The sequence below is a fragment of the Psychrobacter sp. NPDC078929 genome, from assembly GCF_050267985.1.
Taxonomy (GTDB): domain Bacteria; phylum Pseudomonadota; class Gammaproteobacteria; order Pseudomonadales; family Moraxellaceae; genus Psychrobacter.
On the sequence record NZ_JBNNFX010000003.1, the window covers coordinates 89421 to 110395 of the forward strand.

General features: G+C 43.2%; 16 protein-coding genes. 6 read left to right on the forward strand and 10 right to left on the reverse strand.

All coding sequences use genetic code 11. The features are described 5' to 3' along the window. Positions 1-18: 18 nt before the first annotated feature. From ACQKCG_RS02730 to ACQKCG_RS02740, 3 genes are all read right to left on the reverse strand, one after another. A complete protein-coding gene (locus tag ACQKCG_RS02730; protein ID WP_427585038.1) occupies positions 19-1047 on the reverse strand; it encodes a methionine synthase in 1029 nt (342 codons plus the stop codon). A gap of 54 nt (positions 1048-1101) precedes the next feature. Continuing rightward, entirely contained in the window at positions 1102-2139 is a 1038-nt protein-coding gene (locus ACQKCG_RS02735) for a DUF1852 domain-containing protein (protein ID WP_427585040.1), read from the reverse strand. A 311-nt stretch (positions 2140-2450) separates the two neighbouring features. Then, entirely contained in the window at positions 2451-3338 is an 888-nt protein-coding gene (locus ACQKCG_RS02740) for an SDR family NAD(P)-dependent oxidoreductase (RefSeq protein ID WP_057759469.1), read from the reverse strand. Between the two features lie 220 nt (positions 3339-3558). Here ACQKCG_RS02740 and ACQKCG_RS02745 point away from each other — a divergent pair, with 220 nt between their 5' ends. Then, a complete protein-coding gene (locus tag ACQKCG_RS02745; protein ID WP_427585041.1) occupies positions 3559-3960 on the forward strand; it encodes a DUF1622 domain-containing protein in 402 nt (133 codons plus the stop codon). Positions 3961-4049: 89 nt separating this feature from the next. Here ACQKCG_RS02745 and dusB read toward each other — a convergent pair whose 3' ends face one another. From dusB to ACQKCG_RS02760, 3 genes are all read right to left on the reverse strand, one after another. Next, the gene (dusB, locus tag ACQKCG_RS02750) at positions 4050-5084 is read right to left on the reverse strand and encodes a tRNA dihydrouridine synthase DusB (RefSeq protein ID WP_427585043.1); all 1035 of its coding nucleotides are present in this window, start codon (positions 5082-5084) and stop codon (positions 4050-4052) included. Positions 5085-5205: 121 nt separating this feature from the next. After that, on the reverse strand, positions 5206-7251 hold the full coding sequence (locus tag ACQKCG_RS02755; RefSeq protein ID WP_427585045.1) for a BCCT family transporter: 2046 nt from the start codon (positions 7249-7251) through the stop codon (positions 5206-5208). Positions 7252-7564: 313 nt separating this feature from the next. Further along, positions 7565-8005 carry an HIT family protein gene (locus ACQKCG_RS02760; RefSeq protein WP_427585046.1) on the reverse strand — a complete coding sequence of 147 codons (441 nt, stop codon included), beginning with the start codon at positions 8003-8005 and terminating at the stop codon, positions 7565-7567. A gap of 233 nt (positions 8006-8238) precedes the next feature. Here ACQKCG_RS02760 and ACQKCG_RS02765 point away from each other — a divergent pair, with 233 nt between their 5' ends. The 3 genes from ACQKCG_RS02765 to ACQKCG_RS02775 all read left to right on the forward strand — a co-directional run bounded on the left by ACQKCG_RS02765 (position 8239) and on the right by ACQKCG_RS02775 (position 12652). Then, positions 8239-9051 carry a hypothetical protein gene (locus ACQKCG_RS02765; RefSeq protein ID WP_427585047.1) on the forward strand — a complete coding sequence of 271 codons (813 nt, stop codon included), beginning with the start codon at positions 8239-8241 and terminating at the stop codon, positions 9049-9051. Positions 9052-9271: 220 nt separating this feature from the next. Continuing rightward, positions 9272-11158: a dihydroxy-acid dehydratase gene (gene ilvD / locus ACQKCG_RS02770; protein ID WP_427585049.1), complete on the forward strand. Its 1887-nt coding sequence runs from the start codon at positions 9272-9274 to the stop codon at positions 11156-11158. Between the two features lie 246 nt (positions 11159-11404). Continuing rightward, positions 11405-12652, forward strand: coding sequence for a cation:proton antiporter (locus tag ACQKCG_RS02775; RefSeq protein WP_427585050.1), 1248 nt, complete (start codon positions 11405-11407; stop codon positions 12650-12652). 55 nt (positions 12653-12707) lie between these two features. On the opposite strand, the gene ACQKCG_RS02780 is transcribed toward ACQKCG_RS02775, so the two are convergent. The 4 genes from ACQKCG_RS02780 to ACQKCG_RS02795 form a co-directional block, all read right to left on the reverse strand. After that, positions 12708-14144 (reverse strand): serine hydrolase domain-containing protein, encoded by a 1437-nt coding sequence (locus ACQKCG_RS02780; protein WP_427585052.1) that lies wholly within the window; start codon positions 14142-14144, stop codon positions 12708-12710. A gap of 211 nt (positions 14145-14355) precedes the next feature. Beyond that, positions 14356-14928, reverse strand: a complete 573-nt coding sequence (locus ACQKCG_RS02785; protein ID WP_427585054.1) for a beta-lactamase hydrolase domain-containing protein — start codon at positions 14926-14928, stop codon at positions 14356-14358. A 57-nt stretch (positions 14929-14985) separates the two neighbouring features. Then, the gene (locus tag ACQKCG_RS02790) at positions 14986-15900 is read right to left on the reverse strand and encodes a MaoC family dehydratase (RefSeq protein ID WP_427585055.1); all 915 of its coding nucleotides are present in this window, start codon (positions 15898-15900) and stop codon (positions 14986-14988) included. 324 nt (positions 15901-16224) lie between these two features. Beyond that, positions 16225-17625, reverse strand: coding sequence for a 3-oxoacyl-ACP reductase (locus ACQKCG_RS02795; RefSeq protein ID WP_427585056.1), 1401 nt, complete (start codon positions 17623-17625; stop codon positions 16225-16227). Positions 17626-18174: 549 nt separating this feature from the next. Between ACQKCG_RS02795 and ACQKCG_RS02800 the strand changes: the two genes are divergently transcribed. Both ACQKCG_RS02800 and ppk2 read left to right on the forward strand, forming a co-directional pair. Then, the gene (locus tag ACQKCG_RS02800) at positions 18175-19704 is read left to right on the forward strand and encodes an acetyl-CoA C-acetyltransferase (protein ID WP_427585057.1); all 1530 of its coding nucleotides are present in this window, start codon (positions 18175-18177) and stop codon (positions 19702-19704) included. Between the two features lie 185 nt (positions 19705-19889). After that, the gene (gene ppk2, locus ACQKCG_RS02805) at positions 19890-20969 is read left to right on the forward strand and encodes a polyphosphate kinase 2 (RefSeq protein ID WP_404692351.1); all 1080 of its coding nucleotides are present in this window, start codon (positions 19890-19892) and stop codon (positions 20967-20969) included. Positions 20970-20975 lie beyond the last annotated feature (6 nt).

The window sequence follows — 20975 nt, forward strand, 5'->3', positions numbered from 1 at the left end:
TTCCTAAACGGCTAAACTCTAAGCAGTCAGTTCTTGACGAACGATTTGAGCACCAGCGCTTAAGGCTGCGAGCTTACCACGTGCGACTTGGCGAGACAAAGGTGCCATGCCGCAGTTGGTCGCAGGATACAGCTTATCAGCATCGACAAATTGTAGCGCTTTGCGTAGCGTATCTGCCACCTCTTCCGGTGTCTCGATAGTGTTGGTTGCCACATCAATGGCACCGACCATCACTTTTTTACCACGAATCAATTCAATCAGATCCATAGGTACACGTGAGTTTTGACACTCCAGTGAGATGATATCGATTTTCGACTGTTGCAGTTTAGGGAACGCTTTTTCATATTCGCGCCACTCTGAGCCCAGTGTCTTTTTCCAATCGGTATTGGCTTTGATGCCGTAGCCGTAGCAAATATGTACTGCTGTTTCGCATTTTAGACCTTCAACAGCACGCTCTAAAGTTGCAATACCCCAGTCGTTCACATCATCAAAGAATACGTTAAATGCAGGCTCATCAAACTGGATAATATCGACGCCAGCCGCCTCTAATTCTTTTGCTTCTTGGTTCAGGATTTTAGCAAATTCCCAAGCCAATCTTTCACGGCTTTTATAATGACCGTCATATAACGTATCAATCATCGTCATCGGCCCTGGCAGCGCCCATTTAATTGGCTGATCGGTTTGCTGACGTAAAAACTTGGCATCATCAACGAATACGGACTTTGGACGGCTCACCGCACCAACGACTGAGGGCACGCTCGCATCATAGCGATTACGGATTTTTACCGTCTCACGCTTCTCAAAGTCGACACCATCAAGGTGTTCGATGAACGTAGTCACAAAGTGCTGACGGGTCTGCTCGCCATCACTGACAATATCAATCCCTGCATGCTTTTGCTCTTGCAATGAAACGCGTAGCGCATCTCGCTTGGCTTCAAGCAACTGCTCGCCCTCTAACGCCCAAGGCGACCAAATTTTCTCTGGTTCTGCTAGCCAAGAAGGTTTTGGTAAGCTGCCAGCAGTAGACGTCGGTAATAGTAGTTTCATACGAGTTATCTTCTAATTAATTTATTTTTTATTATGTTGATGAGTGATGCTCAGTTAAGCGGCTTGCTTCCTAGCCGTTTCTTTATCAGCAGCTTCTTTTTCAGCAGTATCGCCTGTTACATCATAGCTTTCAGCCCATTCCTCAAGGATTGTTTGATACGGCTTAATAAAATGCGTCTCAGTAAATCTGCCTTGGGTCACTGCCATTTGACTACGCTCGGCGCGGTCATAGACCACTTGCGTCAATGAATAATCTTGGTAATTCAGGCTAGGTTGATACACTTGTCCAGCGCTTGAGTTGGCATTGTAAATCTCAGGACGGTAGATCTTCTGAAAGGTCTCCATAGTACTAATTGCACTAATCAGCTCAAGATCGGTGTAATCACTGAGCAAGTCCCCTGCAAAATAAAATGCTAATGGCGCGGCGCTACCTTCAGGCTTAAAATAACGTACCGTTAATCCCATTTTATGAAAATAGTCGTCGGTCAACGAGTATTCATCTTGCTTGTACTCAATGCCCAATACAGGATGCTGATTGACAGTACGGTAGTAAGTCTTGCTGGTTGACACGCTCAGGCAAATCACAGGTTTTTTGTGAAAGTGAGCGTTGTAAGCTTCTGAATTCAGTAAGTATTGAAACAGCTTGCCGTGCAACTCACCAAAATTATCTGGCGTTATGGATGCTAGGTTTTTGTCGCGATGCTCTGGTAACACAATACTAAAGTCATAATCACGTACATAAGATGAGAAGCTGTTGCCAACCATACCGTCGATACGCTTGTTTTCTTTGTGATCCACAATCGTTGTTTTTAGCGTTTCGATAATAGGAAACGTCTGACCATTGCCTTTAACATCTAGATCGACAGAAATGATATCAACTTCAACAGAATAACGATCTGCTGTCAGATTATCCCAATGCGCCAATGCATTGAATCGATTATTGATCATGGTTAACGTTTTGCGTAGGTTCTCTTGGCGGTGCTCGCCGCGTGCCAAATTTGCAAAGTTAGTCGTCAAACGCGTGCTATCTGCAGGCTGATAGTTTTCGTCAAAACGAATGTGCTTAATTGAACAATTGAATTCTTTACTCATGGTGATCCGCTACCTTATTTATCTGAGATAAAACCAAATCTGTGTATGAGGTGAATCATACCGAAATCTAAACATGAATAAAAACGATACAATTTAAACATAAGATGAATATTATTCATCTTATTAAAAACTAGAGATACAAAGGAAATCTAACAGTGCAAGTTTTAAGGATTTATTTAACGTATAACTAAGCCTTTCACATACTGGCGGTGAAGAAGGTTCTTATACTGCTTAAGCATATTTTTATGGCATAAAAAAAGGATACCGTAGTATCCTTTTTCATCGTATTCAAAGCTAATAATAAATCGACTCTAGTGATGCTCACCAGGAAGGATTTTGGCAAAGGCGCGCTGAGCAAGGTTAGGCTTGCTATCCGTCGTTTGCGCAGCGGTCGAACTTGGGAAAATACGATAGCCAATGGACTGAACGCCAACGTTAAAGGCTGGTACCAGTGAATAAGTCGCCGAGGCAAATTTACCCATATTACTAGCAATGCTATTTGGCTTATGAACGATGGCTTTTGCGACCATCATCGCTGCTTCATCGGGCATCAGTGCTGGCATGTAACGATACAGCTTGGTTGGCGCAATCATCGGGGTACGCACAAGTGGCATAAAGATATTGGTTACTTTGATATTATCGCCTTTGACTTCAGCAGCCAAACAGCGACTAAATGCATCTAAAGCCGCCTTTGACGCGACATACGCTGAAAAGCGAGGGCTGTTTGCCAATACCCCAATTGAGGATATGTTCACGATTTGACCAGTTTGACGACCAATCATCGTTGGCAAGAAACCAAGAATAATTTTGACCGCGCCAAAATAATTAATCTCCATGGTACGTTCAAAATCATGAAAACGGTTGACCGACTCATGCACTGAACGGCGAATCGAACGACCCGCATTGTTGACTAGTACATCGACATGCTTAAAATCAGCCAAAATCTTTTCACTGGTTTTTTCAATCTCATCCATATTGGTCAGATCACATGGATAGTAACTGGCCGCGCCGCCAAGTGTTTCAATATTTTCCTTGACCATTTTTAGCTTATCTTCAGTACGGGCCAGCAAAATAACATGCGCGCCGCATTCACTGAGCAAAAAAGCCGTACGCTCGCCGATACCACTTGAAGCGCCTGTGATGATAATATTCTTGCCTTTGACGGCTTTGGTGATTGCTTTTTTCGAGAGATTGGCCATAAAAAGTCCTTTTCGTTTATTCTATAGTTATTGGTATTCGGTTATAGCATAGCAAAAAATGTCGTATGGAGTGAACAAAACCATAGTGGGCGTTAGCTAACGGGACTTTTACAAATTTCGTCGTCAACATAAATATTTATAAATACATTTTTAGCTTATTGTTAAGTGCTAAGTACTAAGTGTTAAGCTTTTTTCTAATCTATTATGAGGAGTATCTGCTTTGATAGACACACTAACTCACTATATCGACTTAATTGCCAAAATGATCGAAGTCATTGGCGTCCTCATTATGTTTTTTGGGCTATTTCTTGCTTTATATAGAGCTTTTCGAGCGTCGGGGCATTTCAACAATGATACCTACGTCGAGATCAGACAGACCGTAGGCAAGTCTATATTGTTGGGGTTAGAGGTGCTAATTGCCGCTGATATCGTGGCTACTGTCGTCACCGAGCCATCGCTACGCAGCGTACTGGTGCTAGGTTTTATCGTACTGATTCGAACCTTTTTAAGCTTATCGCTACAGGTTGAATTAGAAGGACGATTCCCTTGGCAAAATAGAAAACCTGCGCCTGACAAACAGTCTGATACTGATCATAAGACTGTACCAATTGATAAAGCATAGCTGTTATATAAAAGAGCTATCGAAAGGCAAGACGTAAAAAGTACTGTGAAAAGTAACTAGCACTGATTTATAAAACAATATTTAAACGATTACGACTCATGTGCCTGTAAAAAAGTCTCGACCACTTTGAATTGCCCAGCGGTGCTTTCTTCACCATACATCGCCTGTCTAAAGGCGTTGGAGTTTGGAATCCCTGTCGTATACCATGCAATATGTTTGCGAGCGATACGGCAGCCTGAGTACTCCCCATAGAAATCATAGAGCTCTTGCAAATGGGCTAGTACGATCTCTTTTATCTCACTAACGCTCGGTGCCTCTAGACGCTCGCCAGTACGCAAGAAATGCTCAATATCGCGAAATATCCATGGTTGCCCTTGTGCAGCACGCCCAATCATCACCGCATCACAGCCTGTCATCTCATACACGTGTTGGGCTTTTTGTGCGCTATCGATATCGCCATTGGCAATGACAGGAATACTGATGCTTTCTTTGACTTCGCGTATTAGCTCATAGCGTGCATTGCCTGTATACATGTCTTCACGCGTACGGCCATGAATAGCAATCGCAGCAATGCCTGCCTGCTCAGCACGCTTGGCGACTCGTAAGATGTTTTCACGACCATTTTCAAAACCTAGACGTGTCTTTAGCGTGACAGGTGCATCAACGGCATTGACCGTTGCATCTAGCAAACGCGCGACCAAATCTTCGTCTTGCAACAATGCAGAACCTGCCAGCTTACGACAGACCTTCTTGGCCGGACAGCCCATATTGATATCGATAATCTGCGCACCATTATCAATTTGATAACGGGCCGCTTCAGCCAGTTTGTCCGGTTCAGCACCTGCTATCTGTGCCGAGATAGGCGCAATCTCATTGTCAAAATTGGCACGGTACAAGGATTTTTTGCGTGCATAAAGCGCCGTATCAGCGATGATCATCTCGCTGACCGCATGACCTGCGCCAAATGATTTGCACAATCGACGAAAAGGGTTGTCCGTCACGCCTGCCATCGGTGCGACCATCAAACGATTTTCAATCGTCAGGCCACCTATGTTCAATGGCTGCAACAATGGATGATCAGACAAAGTCGAGGACGAAGGTGAAATGGGAGAATCAATAGACATAAGAAAACGGCTTGATTTGTAAAGAAAACAAGCCGTTATTCTAAGGATTCCTGCGTTTATTGCAAGCGATTAACGTGAATAGCTTGCATAAGCGTTGGTCATTTTTGATACATTTCATGCATTATTTATCAAGCACACTGCCCTGCTCTAGCGTGATGTCATCATCATGCTCTTGCATGCGCCACGGTAGGCTATCAGGCGATACATTAAGGAAATGTAAATACTTCTCAAACTGATCAATGATGTCATTAATCACTGATTCAGATTTGTAGCCGTATAAATCATAGGTCTGACCACCACGGCGTAGATACACCTCAGCGCGATGATGGTGCTCTTGTGGCAAGGTATCTGCGCTGTCTTCAGTATAATAATCAGGCGCATCATGCTCAGATAAGCGCACCTCATACCAAAACTCGACATCGTCACCACGCTGTAGCTCTAATACGGCTCGGTTATTGACCGCGTCATAGTTGACCTCAGTCGTCCAGCCGGTTTCTGCAAATTTGGACGACACCTCCATCATCGAAGGCATAACTACTTCTTTAATATAGCTAAGAACCTTTTCACGCGTTGGCTTATCGGTCATATAATCAATACGCTCACGCCATGCAGACGGTTTGAGTAAATGCGGCGGCAGTCTGTTGTCATTACCAAGGCTTTGATTGCGATGGCCTTCGATACGTAACGCGCGCCACATACCAAACATAGAGATCAGAATAATAATGGCAAAAGGTAACGCACTAACGATAGCCGCTGTTTGTAGGGCTTCTAAACCACCTGCAAGTAGTAATACTGCTGCGACAGCACCTTCAGTCACTACCCAAAAGCTACGCTGCCACCATGGTGTATCACTGCGACCACCTGCCGCTAGCGAGTCAATTACCAATGATCCAGAATCCGATGACGTCACAAAAAAAGTAATAATCAATAAAATGGTCAACGACGACACAAATTCAGTAAACGGTAGATTCTCTAGCAGTTTAAACAAAGCAATCGCTTGGTTGTTTTGTACTTCATTGATTAATGAGGTATAACCATCGACCATAATCATATGTAGTGCGGTATCGCCAAACACCGAAAACCAAAAGAATGTAAAGAAAGTCGGTACTAGCATCACACCCAATACGAACTCACGAATAGTACGACCACGGCTAATCTTGGCGATAAACAGACCTACGAAAGGTGCCCATGCAATCGTCCATGCAAAAATAAATAAAGTCCAGCTGCCGATCCAATTGCTATTCTCGTATGCCTGCAAGCTAAAGGTACGTTCAACGATGTTACCCAGATAGCTACCCGTATTTTCCATAAAGGCATTCAAGATAAAAATGGTCGGACCGACAACAAATACGAACAGCATTAATGCAGTTGCCAATAGCATATTTAAAATAGATAAGCGTTTTACACCCTTATCCATCCCTGCCAATACCGATACCAATGCCGCGGCGGTCACCAAGGCAATGGCAATCACCTGCACGGTCGTATTCACTGGAATGATATCTGGCAATAGATAATTGAGTCCCGCATTAATTTGCGACACCGACAAGCCAAGACTGGTAGCAATACCAAACATCGTACCTAATATCGCAAACACATCGACTGTATGACCGATAGGGCCATGAATCCTGTCACCAATAATCGGGTACAGCGTCGAACGTATTGATAGTGGTAAACCATGACGAAACGCAAAATAAGCTAGTGATAAACCAACGACACCATAAATTGCCCAAATATGAAAACCCCAATGAAAATACGCTATTTGCATCGCCTCTTTTGCCGCAGCAATAGTCTGCGGATCCGACATTGGCGGACTAGAAAAGTGCATTACTGGTTCCGCTACCCCATAAAACAGTAGCGCAATCCCGTAACCTGCCGAAAACAGCATGGCAAACCATTCAAGGAATCCGTACTCCGCCTCAGCATGATCAGGGCCTAGCTTGATACTGCCATAAGACGAAAACGCCAGTACAATAATGAACATCAAAAACAGTGCCACTGCCAGCATATAAAACCAGCCGAATGTCTCAGTCGTAAAACTAAGCACATCACTAAACAGAGCACCCGCTGCTTCAGGATTAATAGCCGTACCAATGACCAATAGCAGCATAATAATTGCTGCAGGTACAAAGACTGGTAATAAAATAGTCGAACGAGGTAATTTACTCATGAAAGATAATATCCTCAAAAGTTGACGATGCCTTTTTATAGAAAAGTTTTAATTAAGGCAAAGATTAGAAAATGTGTGTGAATGGTTATAATAATTATCACACTCTTTTCCAAAACCCTAGACAAGCGTTCAACTCGTAACATGACTTTAACGAATGTTACATGACTATTACCAAGAAAATAAAAAAGGCAGCTTGCTAGCTGCCTTTGGATTGTATATGTACTCTACTTTGGTAATTTATAATCTATAAATGCTCGCTAATTCATAAATACCAGTATTTGTTGTACCTAAACAGAAGCAATCTGTTTCCTAACTAAGCATCAATCACTGCCGCCAACTTCTGCGCAATATCTGCCAAATCATTGTTATCAGCTTGGGTCACTGCATGACGACCCAATTCATGGATACTTGATGGAATGAGATGCACATGATAATGAAAGACTGTTTGACCTGCTTGTGAGCCATTCAACTGCATTTGGATAACGCCTTCACGCTCAAATACTTGGCGCTGAGCTTGCATGACTTTCTTAGACGTCATTAGCACCGCAGCAGCATATTCAGGCTCAAGATCCGCCAAATCAACGGCTTTCTGTTTTGGTATGACCAATACATGGCCTTCTGCTTGTGGCATGATATCCATAAAGGCCAGCGTTTTATCATCTTCATATACTTTGTGATATGGAATATCACCATCTAACATTTTGGCAAAAATATTATTGTCGTCATAAGCAGTCTTTTGATTTACTTCAGTCATTATTTTTTCCTTTAAGAGTTTTATTATTAGTTAATTAATAGCTCAATAGCTATCCAAAATAGATAAAAGCATCTGTCATATAGTGGACGAAATATAACTTTAGTACAAGTCAGTATGACAACCGAATTTGAAAAATATCAAGCCATATTCCAACCATGCTAGCTCACTAATTTGTTGGCGAGTCATGCCCTTAAAATGTTATATTAACCCTCTATTTTAATAACGCTATGCTTATGGATTTGCCTACTTTGCCAACCAATAGATCAGATAGCCTAGATAACGGCGACCCGTTTTCAACACTCAATGACAATGCCCAAACGTCTGGATCAAATGTCTCTGTGCCTGATAGTACTGGCTTAGAGCAAATTAGTACTGAGCCTGACAATAGTACTCAAACTATCGATCCAAGCGCTATCATATTAGCAGAAGCACTAACTGATAAAGCCATCAGCTGGCAGATACACAATTGTAAAATTATAAAGAAGACTGTCACGCAAGATTTGCCACTGCCTTTTTTGTATCACTATGACAGTTTAGATGATGCGATCAAACAAACGCACCCGCTCACTCCTGAGTTACTGCTTCAATTCAATACACCCATGTCGGCTCATGAGGCTGCCAAGTTAATTGGCATTGACGAGGAGCTGCTGACCAGTCCTTGGCATGTAAAAATTATCGGCTCGTTAGTGGTATTTAGTGAGGCATTGCAGTTGGCTGTACGGCTACATTGGACCAATACGGGTAAAGAGACGCAGCAGGTATATATTAAAGATGCTGCCGACGCTATTATTGCCGCTTTTAAAGACTGGCAGTTTTTTGGTCGTGTAGACGTCCTGTATAAAAACACTAAGCAAATATTAATTAGTATTGACGAGCAAAACCCTAATACGCAGGCACTACCTGCCGAGTCACTGCTGACGATTGAAGCTATTGGCGATTATCAGCAGCTACTGGCTACTCATGCGCTTGCAGCCATTGTAAAACTAGAAGCAGACAAAGCTGATCTTCCTTGGTTTGACAAAGCCATATTAGAACGTATTGAGTAGCTATTTTGAATAACTGTTTTTTCGCTCATCGCTTTTGGTTATTAATTCTTTATTATTAATTCACTGTTATTAGCATATTGTTTTTAGTTATTCATATCTAATGGTATGGTAACGAATTAGTATTATTCACTAGTACTCACTCTCTATAAAAAGCACACTATCCCTATTAAAACTGAGGGTGCACATTTTAACAACCCCGCCTATTTGTAAGGAATATCACATGGATTATCGCTCAAAAACCTCTACCGGCGGTCGTAATATGGCAGGCGCGCGCGCATTATGGCGTGCAACCGGCATGACTGACGGCGACTTTGGCAAGCCAATCATTGCGATTGCTAACTCTTTCACCCAGTTTGTACCCGGCCATGTGCATCTAAAAGACCTTGGACAACTGGTCGCCCGTGAGATTGAGCAAGCAGGCGGCGTTGCCAAAGAGTTCAATACCATTGCGGTCGATGATGGTATTGCGATGGGCCATAGCGGTATGTTGTACTCGCTACCAAGCCGTGATTTGATCGCTGATTCTGTCGAGTATATGGTCAATGCCCACTGTGCAGATGCGCTAGTTTGTATTTCTAACTGTGACAAAATCACTCCGGGTATGTTGATGGCCGCCATGCGCCTTAACATTCCAGTGGTATTTATCTCAGGTGGTCCAATGGAAGCGGGCAAAATCTTAGCCAGTACTGTTGGTAAGAGCCACAATACCGATAGTAGTGACAGCAGTGCTGTTCGCAAACTTGACCTTGTCGATGCGATGATGGACGCTGCTGATGATAGCATCAGTGATGAAGACGTCGCTGCTATTGAAGCCTCAGCCTGCCCTACTTGTGGCTCATGCTCTGGTATGTTTACCGCCAACTCGATGAACTGCTTGACCGAAGCTTTAGGCCTAGCACTACCAGGTAATGGCTCACTGCTAGCTACTCATTCATTACGCCGCGAGCTATTCTTAGAAGCGGGTCGTACCATCGTGTCGCTTGCTAAACGTCGTTATGAGCAAGATGATGACTCTGTACTACCACGCTCTATCGCTACCAAAGTCGCTTTTGAAAATGCCATGAGCTTAGATATCGCTATGGGCGGCTCAACCAATACCATCTTGCATCTACTTGCTGCGGCCAATGAAGCAGAGATCGATTTTAAGATGGCTGATATTGACCGTTTAAGTCGCGGTGTACCTTGTCTGGCAAAAGTAGCCCCTGCCTCACAGAAATACCATATGGAAGATGTGCATCGTGCTGGCGGTGTCTTTGCATTACTCGCTGAGCTTGATCGCGCTGAGTTATTAAAGACTGACGTGCCGACTATTCATAGCACAACGATGAAAGAAGCAATCGACAAGTGGGACATCATGAACCCTGATAATCATGAAGCTCGCGCACGCTTCCTTGCAGCACCTGGTGGCGTACGTACTACAGAGGCGTTTTCACAATCAAAAGAGTGGTCAAACCTCGACGTCAACCGTGAGTCAGGCTGTATCCGTAGTGCCCAACATGCCTACTCTACAGATGGCGGCTTAGCCGTACTATATGGCAATATCGCCGAGCGCGGCTGTGTGGTCAAAACCGCAGGCGTTGACGAAAGCATCTTGACCTTTACTGGTCGTGCGCGACTATTTGAATCACAAGATGATGCGGTTGCTGCGGTATTGGCTGACGAAATCGTTGCAGGCGATGTCGTCATCATTCGCTACGAAGGCCCTAAAGGTGGCCCTGGTATGCAAGAGATGCTGTACCCAACGACTTATCTGAAGTCAAAAGGATTGGGTAAAGAATGTGCTCTACTGACAGATGGTCGCTTCTCTGGTGGTACATCAGGTCTATCAATTGGTCATGCTAGCCCAGAAGCTGCTGAAGGCGGTGCGATTGGTTTGGTTGAAGAAGGCGATAGTATTCATATCGATATCCCAAATCGTACCATCAACATGCAAGTAAGCGATGCAGACTTAGCCGCTCGCCGAGAAGCCATGGAAGCGCGTGGACGTGATGCATGGAAACCTGTCAACCGTGATCGTCATGTCTCGCCGGCATTACGTGCTTATGCTGCTATGACTACCAGTGCTGATACTGGTGCCGTACGTGACGTGAGCCAAGTCGAGCGCTAGTCTGTAAACTAAATGCTCCAGACATACTGATAAGAATATTAAGCCTGCGCAATGCAGGCTTTTTTTTCACCAAAAAACAACGTAGCTGTCGTTTTGATAACTATTTTTTGCGGTAATTATTTTATTTTGACGTCATGATAAAGAGTATCAGTGACTGACTATCAACTATTGCTGTTAATTGTCATCAATATCTAAAATTACCTTCTTAAAATCGACCCTTAAAACATAACGACGTGCGTAAACCTTATGATTGAAAAATATAACTTATTCTTATTAATCTGCGGGATTGCCTTTTTACTAGGGGCATTGTTTCCTGTTATTTTTAAGCGCACCTCTATCTCATTACCGATGCTCCAAGTCAGCTTCGGTCTGATGATGGGCTACTGGTGGACGTCTTTATCCTTTTTAGACCCACTTGATAACGGTTTACTCATCGAAAAGCTGACTGAGATTGTTGTATTGGTCTCATTGGTTGGTGCTGGTATTAAAATCGACACTGAGTTGTCTTGGCGATTGTGGCGACCAACGGTAAGGCTACTACTCATCACCATGCCTATTGGTATTTTTGCGATGGCAGTCTTGGGGTATTACGCGTTTGGCTTAAGCCTTGGTGCTGCTATTCTGTTGGGTGCAGTGTTAGCACCTACTGATCCCGTGTTAGCTTCGAGCATTCAAGTGGGACCTCCCAATACAGGAGGAGAAGACACACCGCGCTTTACCTTAACATCAGAGGCCGGGTTGAACGATGGTTTGGCTTTTCCGTTTGTATATCTAGCGATTAAGATTGCAGAAGCGTTCAGTGAAGGCAAAGCCTTTACTTACGAGATGCTATGGTCGTGGTTTACTCATGATGTCTTGTGGAAGATTGGCGCAGGCGTAGTGGTGGGTGTATTAGTTGGTAAATTATTGGCCAAAATCGTGTTTTCTAAACATACCCGTGAGACTACCATCTCGCAAGGTTATGTGGTTATTGCGTTGACGCTACTAGCCTATGGTCTTGCAGAGTATGTACACAGTTATGGCTTTATCGCTGTATTTGTGGCCGCATTTGCGTTTCGTCGCTCGGAGTGTGAGCATACCTATCACCAAAAACTGCATGATTTCGCTGAGCAATCAGAAGGCTTATTGATGTCATTAGTGCTGGTTATCTTCGGCATGTTCCTTGGTCAAGGGTTGCAAGCAGGTGTCGAGCTGACATGGCGCGTCTATATTGTCAGCTTTACCTTCCTATTACTTATACGTCCGATTGGTGGGTTTATTGCTTTATCAGGATTGAACTTACCTCATACCGAAAAATATGCGATATCGGCTTTGGGTATTCGTGGTATCGGTACCTTATATTATCTGTCCTATGCGCTCAATCAAGGATTTTTCGCAGATGAAGATGCGCTCAAATTGTGGATTGTCTGTTCGATTGTCATTTTGACTTCTATCTTTATCCACGGTCTTAGCGCATCAAGACTGCTTAAAATGACACCAAAAAAGCAGCATTAAAATTAATGTTGCTTATATTTAAAACAGAATCAATTCGCGATTAAAACTAGCATAATTAAAGTATCTCTTCTACCCAGCTCAAGACGGCTTCTGTTAATGCAAACTGACGAACGTCATTGAGCATAGTGGTATCAAAATTATGAATAAAAGCAAATGACAATTGGCGCTCAGGGTCGCACCAAGCAACCGAGCCGTTATACCCCATATGCCCAAATCCTGATAATGCAGGACTCTTTCTCTTATCCGTATCCTCGTTGTTAACATACAGGCTAAATAATCTATGATAGCCCAATCGCCATTTCATAGCCGCTGGCATAACCGCATCTAAACTCTCAACCTGCGGAGTAGATAACTGCTCAAAAGTAGCACTATCGATCAGTATTTTTCCTTGCCATATACCGCCATTAGCGAGCATTGCGTAAATCGTTGCCAGTGCTTTAGCGGAAGCGACACCATTTGCCGCTGGAATAACAGCCTGTAATGTTTGACTCTTATGACAATCAAGGGCATGTTTGCCAGCAGGTATCAGCGCCGCCTTATAGTTTTTTAGATTGAGCTGACTGGTATTGAAATATAAGCTATTAATACGCGCAGTATTTAATACAGGCTGTGCGTTATCAATATCAGAGCTATCTAGATTTTCATCAAGGCTGTCATCAAGGCTACTTTGCCTCTCAGCTGCACGCTTGTCGTTTATCATTTCCTGCTGCCAGCAATGATAACTAGGTAAGCTTGCATAAGTACGTAAAGTCTCTTGAGAGTCTACTTTTAAGGTTGGTTTTTGGCGTCTCGATTTTAATTGGGAGCTCGTATCCTCTGTTTCTTCAAAATCTTTGGCCAATTTTGCCACCTGATCTACTTTGCTATCTGGTACACCAAAATAGCAGCTGTCGGTGATACCCAGAGGCTCTGTTAGATACTGCCGCAGTGCTGCAACGAATGGTAAATTCGTAACCGCCTCTACTAAGCCGCCCAATATCCAACCGTAGACCAACGCACTATAAGCGCTGTCATATTTGGGCGCATCTTCGGGAGAGGTAATGGGCATCGCTGCAATGTGGCGCAGCATCGTATCCCAATCGAGTACTGTCTCACTATCGACATCGATACTTTGAATCGAAAACAAATCGGCCTGATGCGACATGACTTGTCGCAACGTAATTTGGTCTTTGCCGTTTGCAGCAAACTCTGGCCAATAATGGGCAATAGGTTTGTCATATTCAAGCAGCTGCTGCGAAACCAGCACATGAACCAACGTTGCCAATACCCCTTTACCAGTAGAAAAGTTAATTGCCAACGTATCGGGCTGCCATGACATATCAGGACGCGCCATACCTGTACTGGCTTGCGCAATGCACTGACCTGCTTGATACACGGCCACAGCCCCGCCAGCAGGTGCATCATCAAGCTGTAAATCTGTCAGTAATTGCTGTAATTTTTTTTGAAAGTCAACGTTTATGGGTGTATTAGAATTTTCTGTATTGTGATCCATTATTATTACCTTGCTCCAGTGATATGAATTATTCTATTTTTAAGATGATAGTAATACACAAGCTATATAAAATATTCGAACCAGTATAAATGAATTATGAGCCAATAAAAAAGGCCACCTATTGGTCGCCTTTTTTATTATTTATTTCGATAATATTTTTAGAGTTTGCTCACGTCTCAGACAGCATTGAAATGCAGTGCTGTAAATTTAGTTAACGCGGTACTAGCAAACGATTATGAACTTCTTGTTCAAGCTTGGTCAAACCATGACTGCGACCACGTTCCATCGCTGTATCCATCTTACGTCCACGCAACCATCCTGCCCGCAGCGCTATTGCAGCTCCTACTCTATTACCCGACCCACAGTGCATAGCGACTTTTTTGCCATGATGTTGACGTAATACATTATCAAACGCCAATATCTTAAGCTGCTTTAGCTCTTTAGCACCGCTGATAGGCAGTTGTTCGTAGTGCATACCTGCTCGCTCAACTGCTGATGCCTCATCAAAGCTCAACTCATCATCAGGCTGCAAGTTGATGACCAGCTCGACGCCCGCTTTCGCTAAAGCCGTAACTTTTTCGTCATCTAATGCACCGCACACGATAGTGTTTGCATCTGGACGAAAATAAGGCTCAAAGATATCGGCCAAATCAACGCCATTATCGGCACTAAGATGAATGTTAGCGCCGCTATCGTTAGCAGAGACCGTATCGGTTGCTATCGAGCTATCTGTTTGATCTACGTCTATCGCGTTTTCTTCTGAAGGCATGTTTTGTGAAGTCATAATAATAAATATGTACGTTAAATATGGCTGTTAAATAGAAGCTTTATAATACTTACTCTACTTGCTGTCGCTCTTTAGGGTTACAACACCCGCCAAATGCGGTTTATTGTTTTTAGAGCTATATAATCCAAACTCACAAGTATCATCTACGTTTTTGAGCTGGGCTACTGGCTCAGCAATCAGCTCTACTTCAGCTGGTAAAAAGATAGGCAGCTTAAATGAGACATCAATTGTGTAAGCATCAGGCAAGTCACCCATTAGAGCAAGGCACTTAGCCTTTGACCACATACCATGTGCAATCGCTTTAGGGAAACCAAACGCACGTGCTGATAGTGGATGCAAATGAATTAAGTTAAAGTCGCCTGAGACAAAGGCATAACGACGACCGATATCTTCTGGCACTTCAAAAATGCTATGGACACCTTGTTCGTTTACTTCAGGCTTGACCATTACCGGACGCGGCGCGCTCTTCTTATCTTTACTGCTAGGTTTTTTGCTACGTGATAAATAAGTCGACGTACCTTCCCAGATGACTTCATCTTCTGACTTTACGATAGTCACGAAGTCAAACTGCTGACCTTGGGCATGATCGCGTAGATTATCAAAAGTGACGGACATTGCTACCGTTTCACGCTCTCCAATCGGACGATACTGAGTGACGCTATTATCGACGTGAACAAGACCCAACATGGCAAATGGGAACGGCTCTTTGACCATCATGTTCATCTGCAGCGTCTGTGATAATACCGAGAAGTAAGTCGCTGGCACTTTACCATCATCAGCAAAACCGCAAATTTTGCGATAGTCATCTAGGTTTTCTTGATCGATATGCAAGTCATCTACATAGTAAGTAGATTGTGGCAACTGGTCTCTACTGACCTTGCCACCATTACCGATAGGCAATAAGCTTTTGACAATATTGGCATAAGTGGTGTGCGCTTTTGGCAACGCATCATAATGTTTGTCTGACATAAGTACATCCTAAGTGTGGCTTGAACAAGTTCTTTAACGTATATAAAAATAATCTGCAGTCATTGACTAAAGCCTACTATTAAATCATCTAATAATCATTAAATTTAATCAACCTCATGAGTATCTTTAATAGCAAAAAATAGTTTGGCTATTGGTTCTTGTGTTTTTATCATAAAAAAGCCACCCTTGGGCAGCTTTATTACACTTTATCAGAGATTATTTCGTAAGCATATGTGATACAAACGAGAAATAATAGCTCATATGATACAACTACTGTCTCTATCTGTACCTTGTTTCTCACATATACCTATCAATTAATCAACATTATGCACCAAGTAAGCTTTGACCACAGACGCGAACCGTGTTGCCATTTAGACCGCCAGACGCAGGTGACGCGAACCATGCGATAGTCTCAGCCACATCTACTGGTAAGCCGCCTTGGCTCATTGAGTTCATGCGGCGACCAGCTTCACGAATAGCAAATGGAATGGCTTCTGTCATTTGGGTTTCGATGAAGCCAGGAGCGACTGCATTGATCGTCATACCTTTAGCATTGTCTTCTAATTGCTTGGCAGTTGCGTTAACCAAACCAATCACCCCAGCTTTAGAAGTGGCATAGTTAGTCTGACCCATGTTGCCAGCGATACCTGAAATTGATGATACACATACGATGCGTGCATTTTCTTTCAGTACATCATTGTCCAACAAGTAGCGATTCAATCTAGCGATACTGCCCAAATTGATATCGATGACCATGTTCCATTTTTTCTCATCCATCTTAGCCAACGTCTTATCACGAGTCACGCCAGCATTATGGATGATTGAATCTAGGCCACCACGTTTTTGGGCAGCGTCAGCGATTTCTGCACCAGCGTCTTCACTAGTGATATCTACTGTCAAAGCAGAACCACTGATTTCGCTAGCAACTTTTTGTAGGTCAGCTTGCTGCTGCGGTACATCTAGACAGATAACATGAGCCCCTTCACGAGCCAATACACGAGCGATAGCTTCGCCAATACCGCGACTTGCGCCAGTCACCAGCATCGTCTTGCCGCCCAAAGGCTGGTTCCAGTCAACATCGACTGAGCTGCCTTTACTGACACGTACTACTTGTCCTGATACGTAAGCTGAACGAGCTGAGGTAAAAAAGCGTAAGGTTGAATCTAGGTTTTGGTCTGCGCCTTCTTCAACATAAATCAGCTGCGCTGTGATACCGCGCTTAAACTCTTTACCCACTGACTTCACAAAACCTTCAAGCGAGCGTTGAGCCATTGCTGATTCAATATCCGTGATGTTCTCTGGCGTACGACCAACCACAATCACACGGCCTGATTTTTCTACGCGGCGCGCAACTGTATGGAAAAACTCATAAAGCTCTTTTAGCTGTTCAGCATTGCTGATATTGCTGGCATCAAAAAGCAGTACTTTGAATTGATCATCGCCGCCCGTGTTGGCTTTTGCCTCTACGCCTGCATCAGCAAGTGCGTCTTTGATATCATCGCTGCTATTTACATATACTTCAGCATGCACATCTGACAGGATACGGGCAACAGACTCACTGACACTTTTGTCATCACCAGTAGCACGGCCAACCAATACGCTACCACGCACCAAACGCTCGCCGCTTTCGAAACGATCAAGCGTCGTTGGCATCGGCAAACCTAAGTTTTTTGCTACTTTTTTGCCAATAGAAGATTGAACAAAATCACCGTAACGGTCTGACATAATATAATCCTTATAATTAATGATTCGTATAATAATAAAAAATGCAATGAATCTATTATATAGAGACATTGACATCGTCATTATTTAAATTTAGTAAATCGCCTCAAAACTAGCCTAACTATACACTTCCCTTATAAACAAGTCCAAAAACAGATAATGTCTACAACAATCTGTAAACAAGTCAGTATACAAGCCAGTCGTTTTTAGCAGCGTTAAGCGCCACTATAACATGTTAAAATCTGACCTATAGGTTATGGCATACTTAATTATTGATAACAATATATTATCAAACGTACTGTTATGCAATGCTAATATTTCTTACTAGTCAGTCTATTAGAGCGATGCGTCATGGTCATGAATCTACTACCGACCTCATACAAGCGTCACATAGTTTGCTAAAGAGATACATTAAGTGAATAAAAAACGCCTTATGATAAACAGCTGTATTGCGTAATAAGTGATAATATTTGCTTGTATAAAATAACTTAACTATTTTTTATTATTACCTATCACTTTTTACTTCTACCCATACTTTTTAAGGATAATATTATGAGTAATAAAAACAATCATCCAGATAGCCCTGTAGTTGAAAGTACAGTTGTTAAAGCAACGGATACAAAATCAGATACAACAAAAAAAGAAACCGCTGCAAAAAGCACCTCGACTAAAGACAATAGCTCTAAAGAAACTAGTGCTAAAGAAACTGTTAGCAAAAAAGCGGGCGATGAAAAAGTAGAAACCACTGCTGCCAAAAAACCTGCTCCAGCTAAAAAAGCCAGCGCGACCAAACCAGCTTCAAACCTAAACCGTGTTGCGATTTTAGGTGGTAACCGTATTCCATTTGCACGTTCAAATGGATCATACGCTGATGTTAGCAACACAGACATGCTAACAGCTGCATTGGACGGTTTGGTTGAGCGTTATAACCTGCAAGGCGAAACAGTAGGCGAAGTGGTATCTGGTGCAGTCATGAAACTTAGCCGTGATATCAACCTTACTCGTGAAGCCACATTGAATACCGCGCTAAACCCACATACGCCAACTTATGATATCTCACAAGCTTGCGGTACTGGCTTACAAGCGACCTTTGCTTCTGCTAACAAGATTGCACTTGGTCTGATTGATTCGGCGATTACTGGCGGTGTAGATACTACTTCTGATGCTCCTATCGCTGTCGGCGATGGCTTGCGCAAAGTACTGATCAAACTTGGTGCAGCAAAAGACAACAAACAACGTCTAAAAGCACTAATGGGTCTAAATCCAAAAGACTTAATCGATTCACCACAAAATGGTGAGCCGCGCACTGGCCTATCAATGGGCGATCATCAAGCGATTACCACGCTTGAATGGAATATCAGCCGTGAAGCACAGGATGAGCTTGCATTTAACAGCCATCAAAACCTAGCACGCGCTTATGACGAAGGCTTCTTTGACGACTTGATCACGCCATACAAAGGCTTAACTCGTGATAACAACTTGCGTCCAGATACTACATTAGAAAAACTGGGTAAATTAAAGCCAGTATTTGGTAGAAAAAATGCCAATCCAACGATGACAGCTGCCAACTCTACGCCGCTTACTGACGGTGCTTCTTGTGTACTACTAGGTACTGATGAGTGGGCAAAAGAGCACGGGCTAAAACCACTTGCTTATATCGTCCATCAAGAAACCGCAGCGGTAGACTTCATCGGTAAATCTGGCACCACAGAAGGCTTACTAATGGCACCAGCTTATGCGGTACCACGTATGCTTGAGCGCGCTGGTCTGACTCTACAAGACTTTGACTTTTATGAGATTCATGAAGCCTTCGCTTCACAAGTACTATCAACCTTAGCTGCTTGGGAAGATGAGAAATTCTGTGAAGAGCGCTTAGGCTTAGATGCACCACTAGGTTCTATCGATCGCAGCAAATTAAACGTAAACGGTTCATCACTAGCGGCAGGTCATCCATTTGCAGCAACTGGTGGTCGTATTTTAGCTACTGCTGCTAAATTATTGGATCAAAAAGGTTCGGGTCGTGCACTTATCTCTATCTGCGCAGCAGGTGGCCAAGGCGTGACTTGTATCCTAGAAAAATAAGCTTGGTTACTTTTAAGTGAAAAAGATACGCTGACTTATTATTTTAATCAGTACATATCTATTAATAAAAAATGCCCTTTAATTTATTTAAAGGGCATTTTTTATTGTCTGTACTTTGCTATGATAGAAACGACCTAGATAGTAGCCTCTTAAAAAAGCCGATACGCAAAACAAAGGTAATATTTATGGGTAAGACAAAAATTTTATTAAGAAAAATGAGGCAAGTCATTTTTGGCTCTGAAAAACTGGTGATGACAGAACCGCTTGCAACCGCTGATTTTCAATCTCTAACGACTGAGGAGGATATAGATCGGTACCATCAGGAACAAGCCATTCTTACTGAACGCATCGAAAAAGACATTCTTGATGATGATTTACGTCGAAAAATGCACCAAGACTTAATCGATACATATGATGAAGAACTAGAAAATGAAATAGATGACTATGCACGTGACTTTCGTTTTAACGGACGTGAGATGAGCGAGCAAGAAAAACTGGATCGACGCACCTACTTTCAAGAGTTGGTACGACTACAGCGAGAACTGATAAAACTACAAGATTGGGTCGTTGATCGCGGTGAGCGTATCGTCGTTATCTTTGAAGGGCGGGATTCTGCTGGTAAAGGTGGCGCCATTAAACGCATTACCCAACGATTAAACCCACGCGTGTGCAGGGTAGCTGCCCTGCCGGCTCCCACTGAGCGTGAGCAAACACAGTGGTACTTCCAACGTTACGTGGCCCACTTGCCTGCAGCAGGCGAAATCGTATTGTTTGACCGTAGTTGGTACAACCGCGGAGGCGTTGAGCGTGTCATGGGGTTTTGTACTGACGCGCAATATGAAGAATTTTTTCAATCAGTACCAGAGTTTGAGCGTATGCTCGTACGCTCAGGCATTCGCTTAGTAAAATACTGGTTTTCTATCACTGATGATGAGCAACATGCACGATTTATGAGCCGAATATATGATCCGCTAAAGCAGTGGAAACTCTCACCAATGGACCTACAGTCGCGCCGACGTTGGGAAGATTACACCAAAGCAAAAGAAACCATGTTTGAGCGCACTCATATCCCTGAAGCACCTTGGTGGGTTGTCGAAGGCAATAACAAGAAGCGAGCACGATTAAATTGTATTGCCCATTTGCTCGACCAAATCCCTTACAAAGAAGTGCCTCGTGACGAAATTGAGTTACCCAATCGCAAACGCGATGATGAGTACTACCGCGAACCTATTCCCGATGATATGTATGTGCCGCCTCGTTATTAAGCGACT

What these genes read in the sequence shown, in the direction of transcription:
- ACQKCG_RS02775 (WP_427585050.1), top strand. Translation starts at nt 11,405, where the DNA reads ATGATTGAAAAATATAACTTATTCTTATTAATCTGCGGGATTGCCTTT.
- ACQKCG_RS02780 (WP_427585052.1), bottom strand. Translation starts at nt 14,144, where the DNA reads ATGGATCACAATACAGAAAATTCTAATACACCCATAAACGTTGACTTT.
- ACQKCG_RS02795 (WP_427585056.1), bottom strand. Translation starts at nt 17,625, where the DNA reads ATGTCAGACCGTTACGGTGATTTTGTTCAATCTTCTATTGGCAAAAAA.
- ACQKCG_RS02800 (WP_427585057.1), top strand. Translation starts at nt 18,175, where the DNA reads ATGAGTAATAAAAACAATCATCCAGATAGCCCTGTAGTTGAAAGTACA.
- ACQKCG_RS02760 (WP_427585046.1), bottom strand. Translation starts at nt 8,005, where the DNA reads ATGACTGAAGTAAATCAAAAGACTGCTTATGACGACAATAATATTTTT.
- ACQKCG_RS02765 (WP_427585047.1), top strand. Translation starts at nt 8,239, where the DNA reads ATGGATTTGCCTACTTTGCCAACCAATAGATCAGATAGCCTAGATAAC.
- ACQKCG_RS02730 (WP_427585038.1), bottom strand. Translation starts at nt 1,047, where the DNA reads ATGAAACTACTATTACCGACGTCTACTGCTGGCAGCTTACCAAAACCT.
- ACQKCG_RS02790 (WP_427585055.1), bottom strand. Translation starts at nt 15,900, where the DNA reads ATGTCAGACAAACATTATGATGCGTTGCCAAAAGCGCACACCACTTAT.
- ACQKCG_RS02755 (WP_427585045.1), bottom strand. Translation starts at nt 7,251, where the DNA reads ATGAGTAAATTACCTCGTTCGACTATTTTATTACCAGTCTTTGTACCT.
- ACQKCG_RS02735 (WP_427585040.1), bottom strand. Translation starts at nt 2,139, where the DNA reads ATGAGTAAAGAATTCAATTGTTCAATTAAGCACATTCGTTTTGACGAA.
- ACQKCG_RS02740 (WP_057759469.1), bottom strand. Translation starts at nt 3,338, where the DNA reads ATGGCCAATCTCTCGAAAAAAGCAATCACCAAAGCCGTCAAAGGCAAG.
- dusB (WP_427585043.1), bottom strand. Translation starts at nt 5,084, where the DNA reads ATGTCTATTGATTCTCCCATTTCACCTTCGTCCTCGACTTTGTCTGAT.
- ACQKCG_RS02785 (WP_427585054.1), bottom strand. Translation starts at nt 14,928, where the DNA reads ATGACTTCACAAAACATGCCTTCAGAAGAAAACGCGATAGACGTAGAT.
- ilvD (WP_427585049.1), top strand. Translation starts at nt 9,272, where the DNA reads ATGGATTATCGCTCAAAAACCTCTACCGGCGGTCGTAATATGGCAGGC.
- ppk2 (WP_404692351.1), top strand. Translation starts at nt 19,890, where the DNA reads ATGGGTAAGACAAAAATTTTATTAAGAAAAATGAGGCAAGTCATTTTT.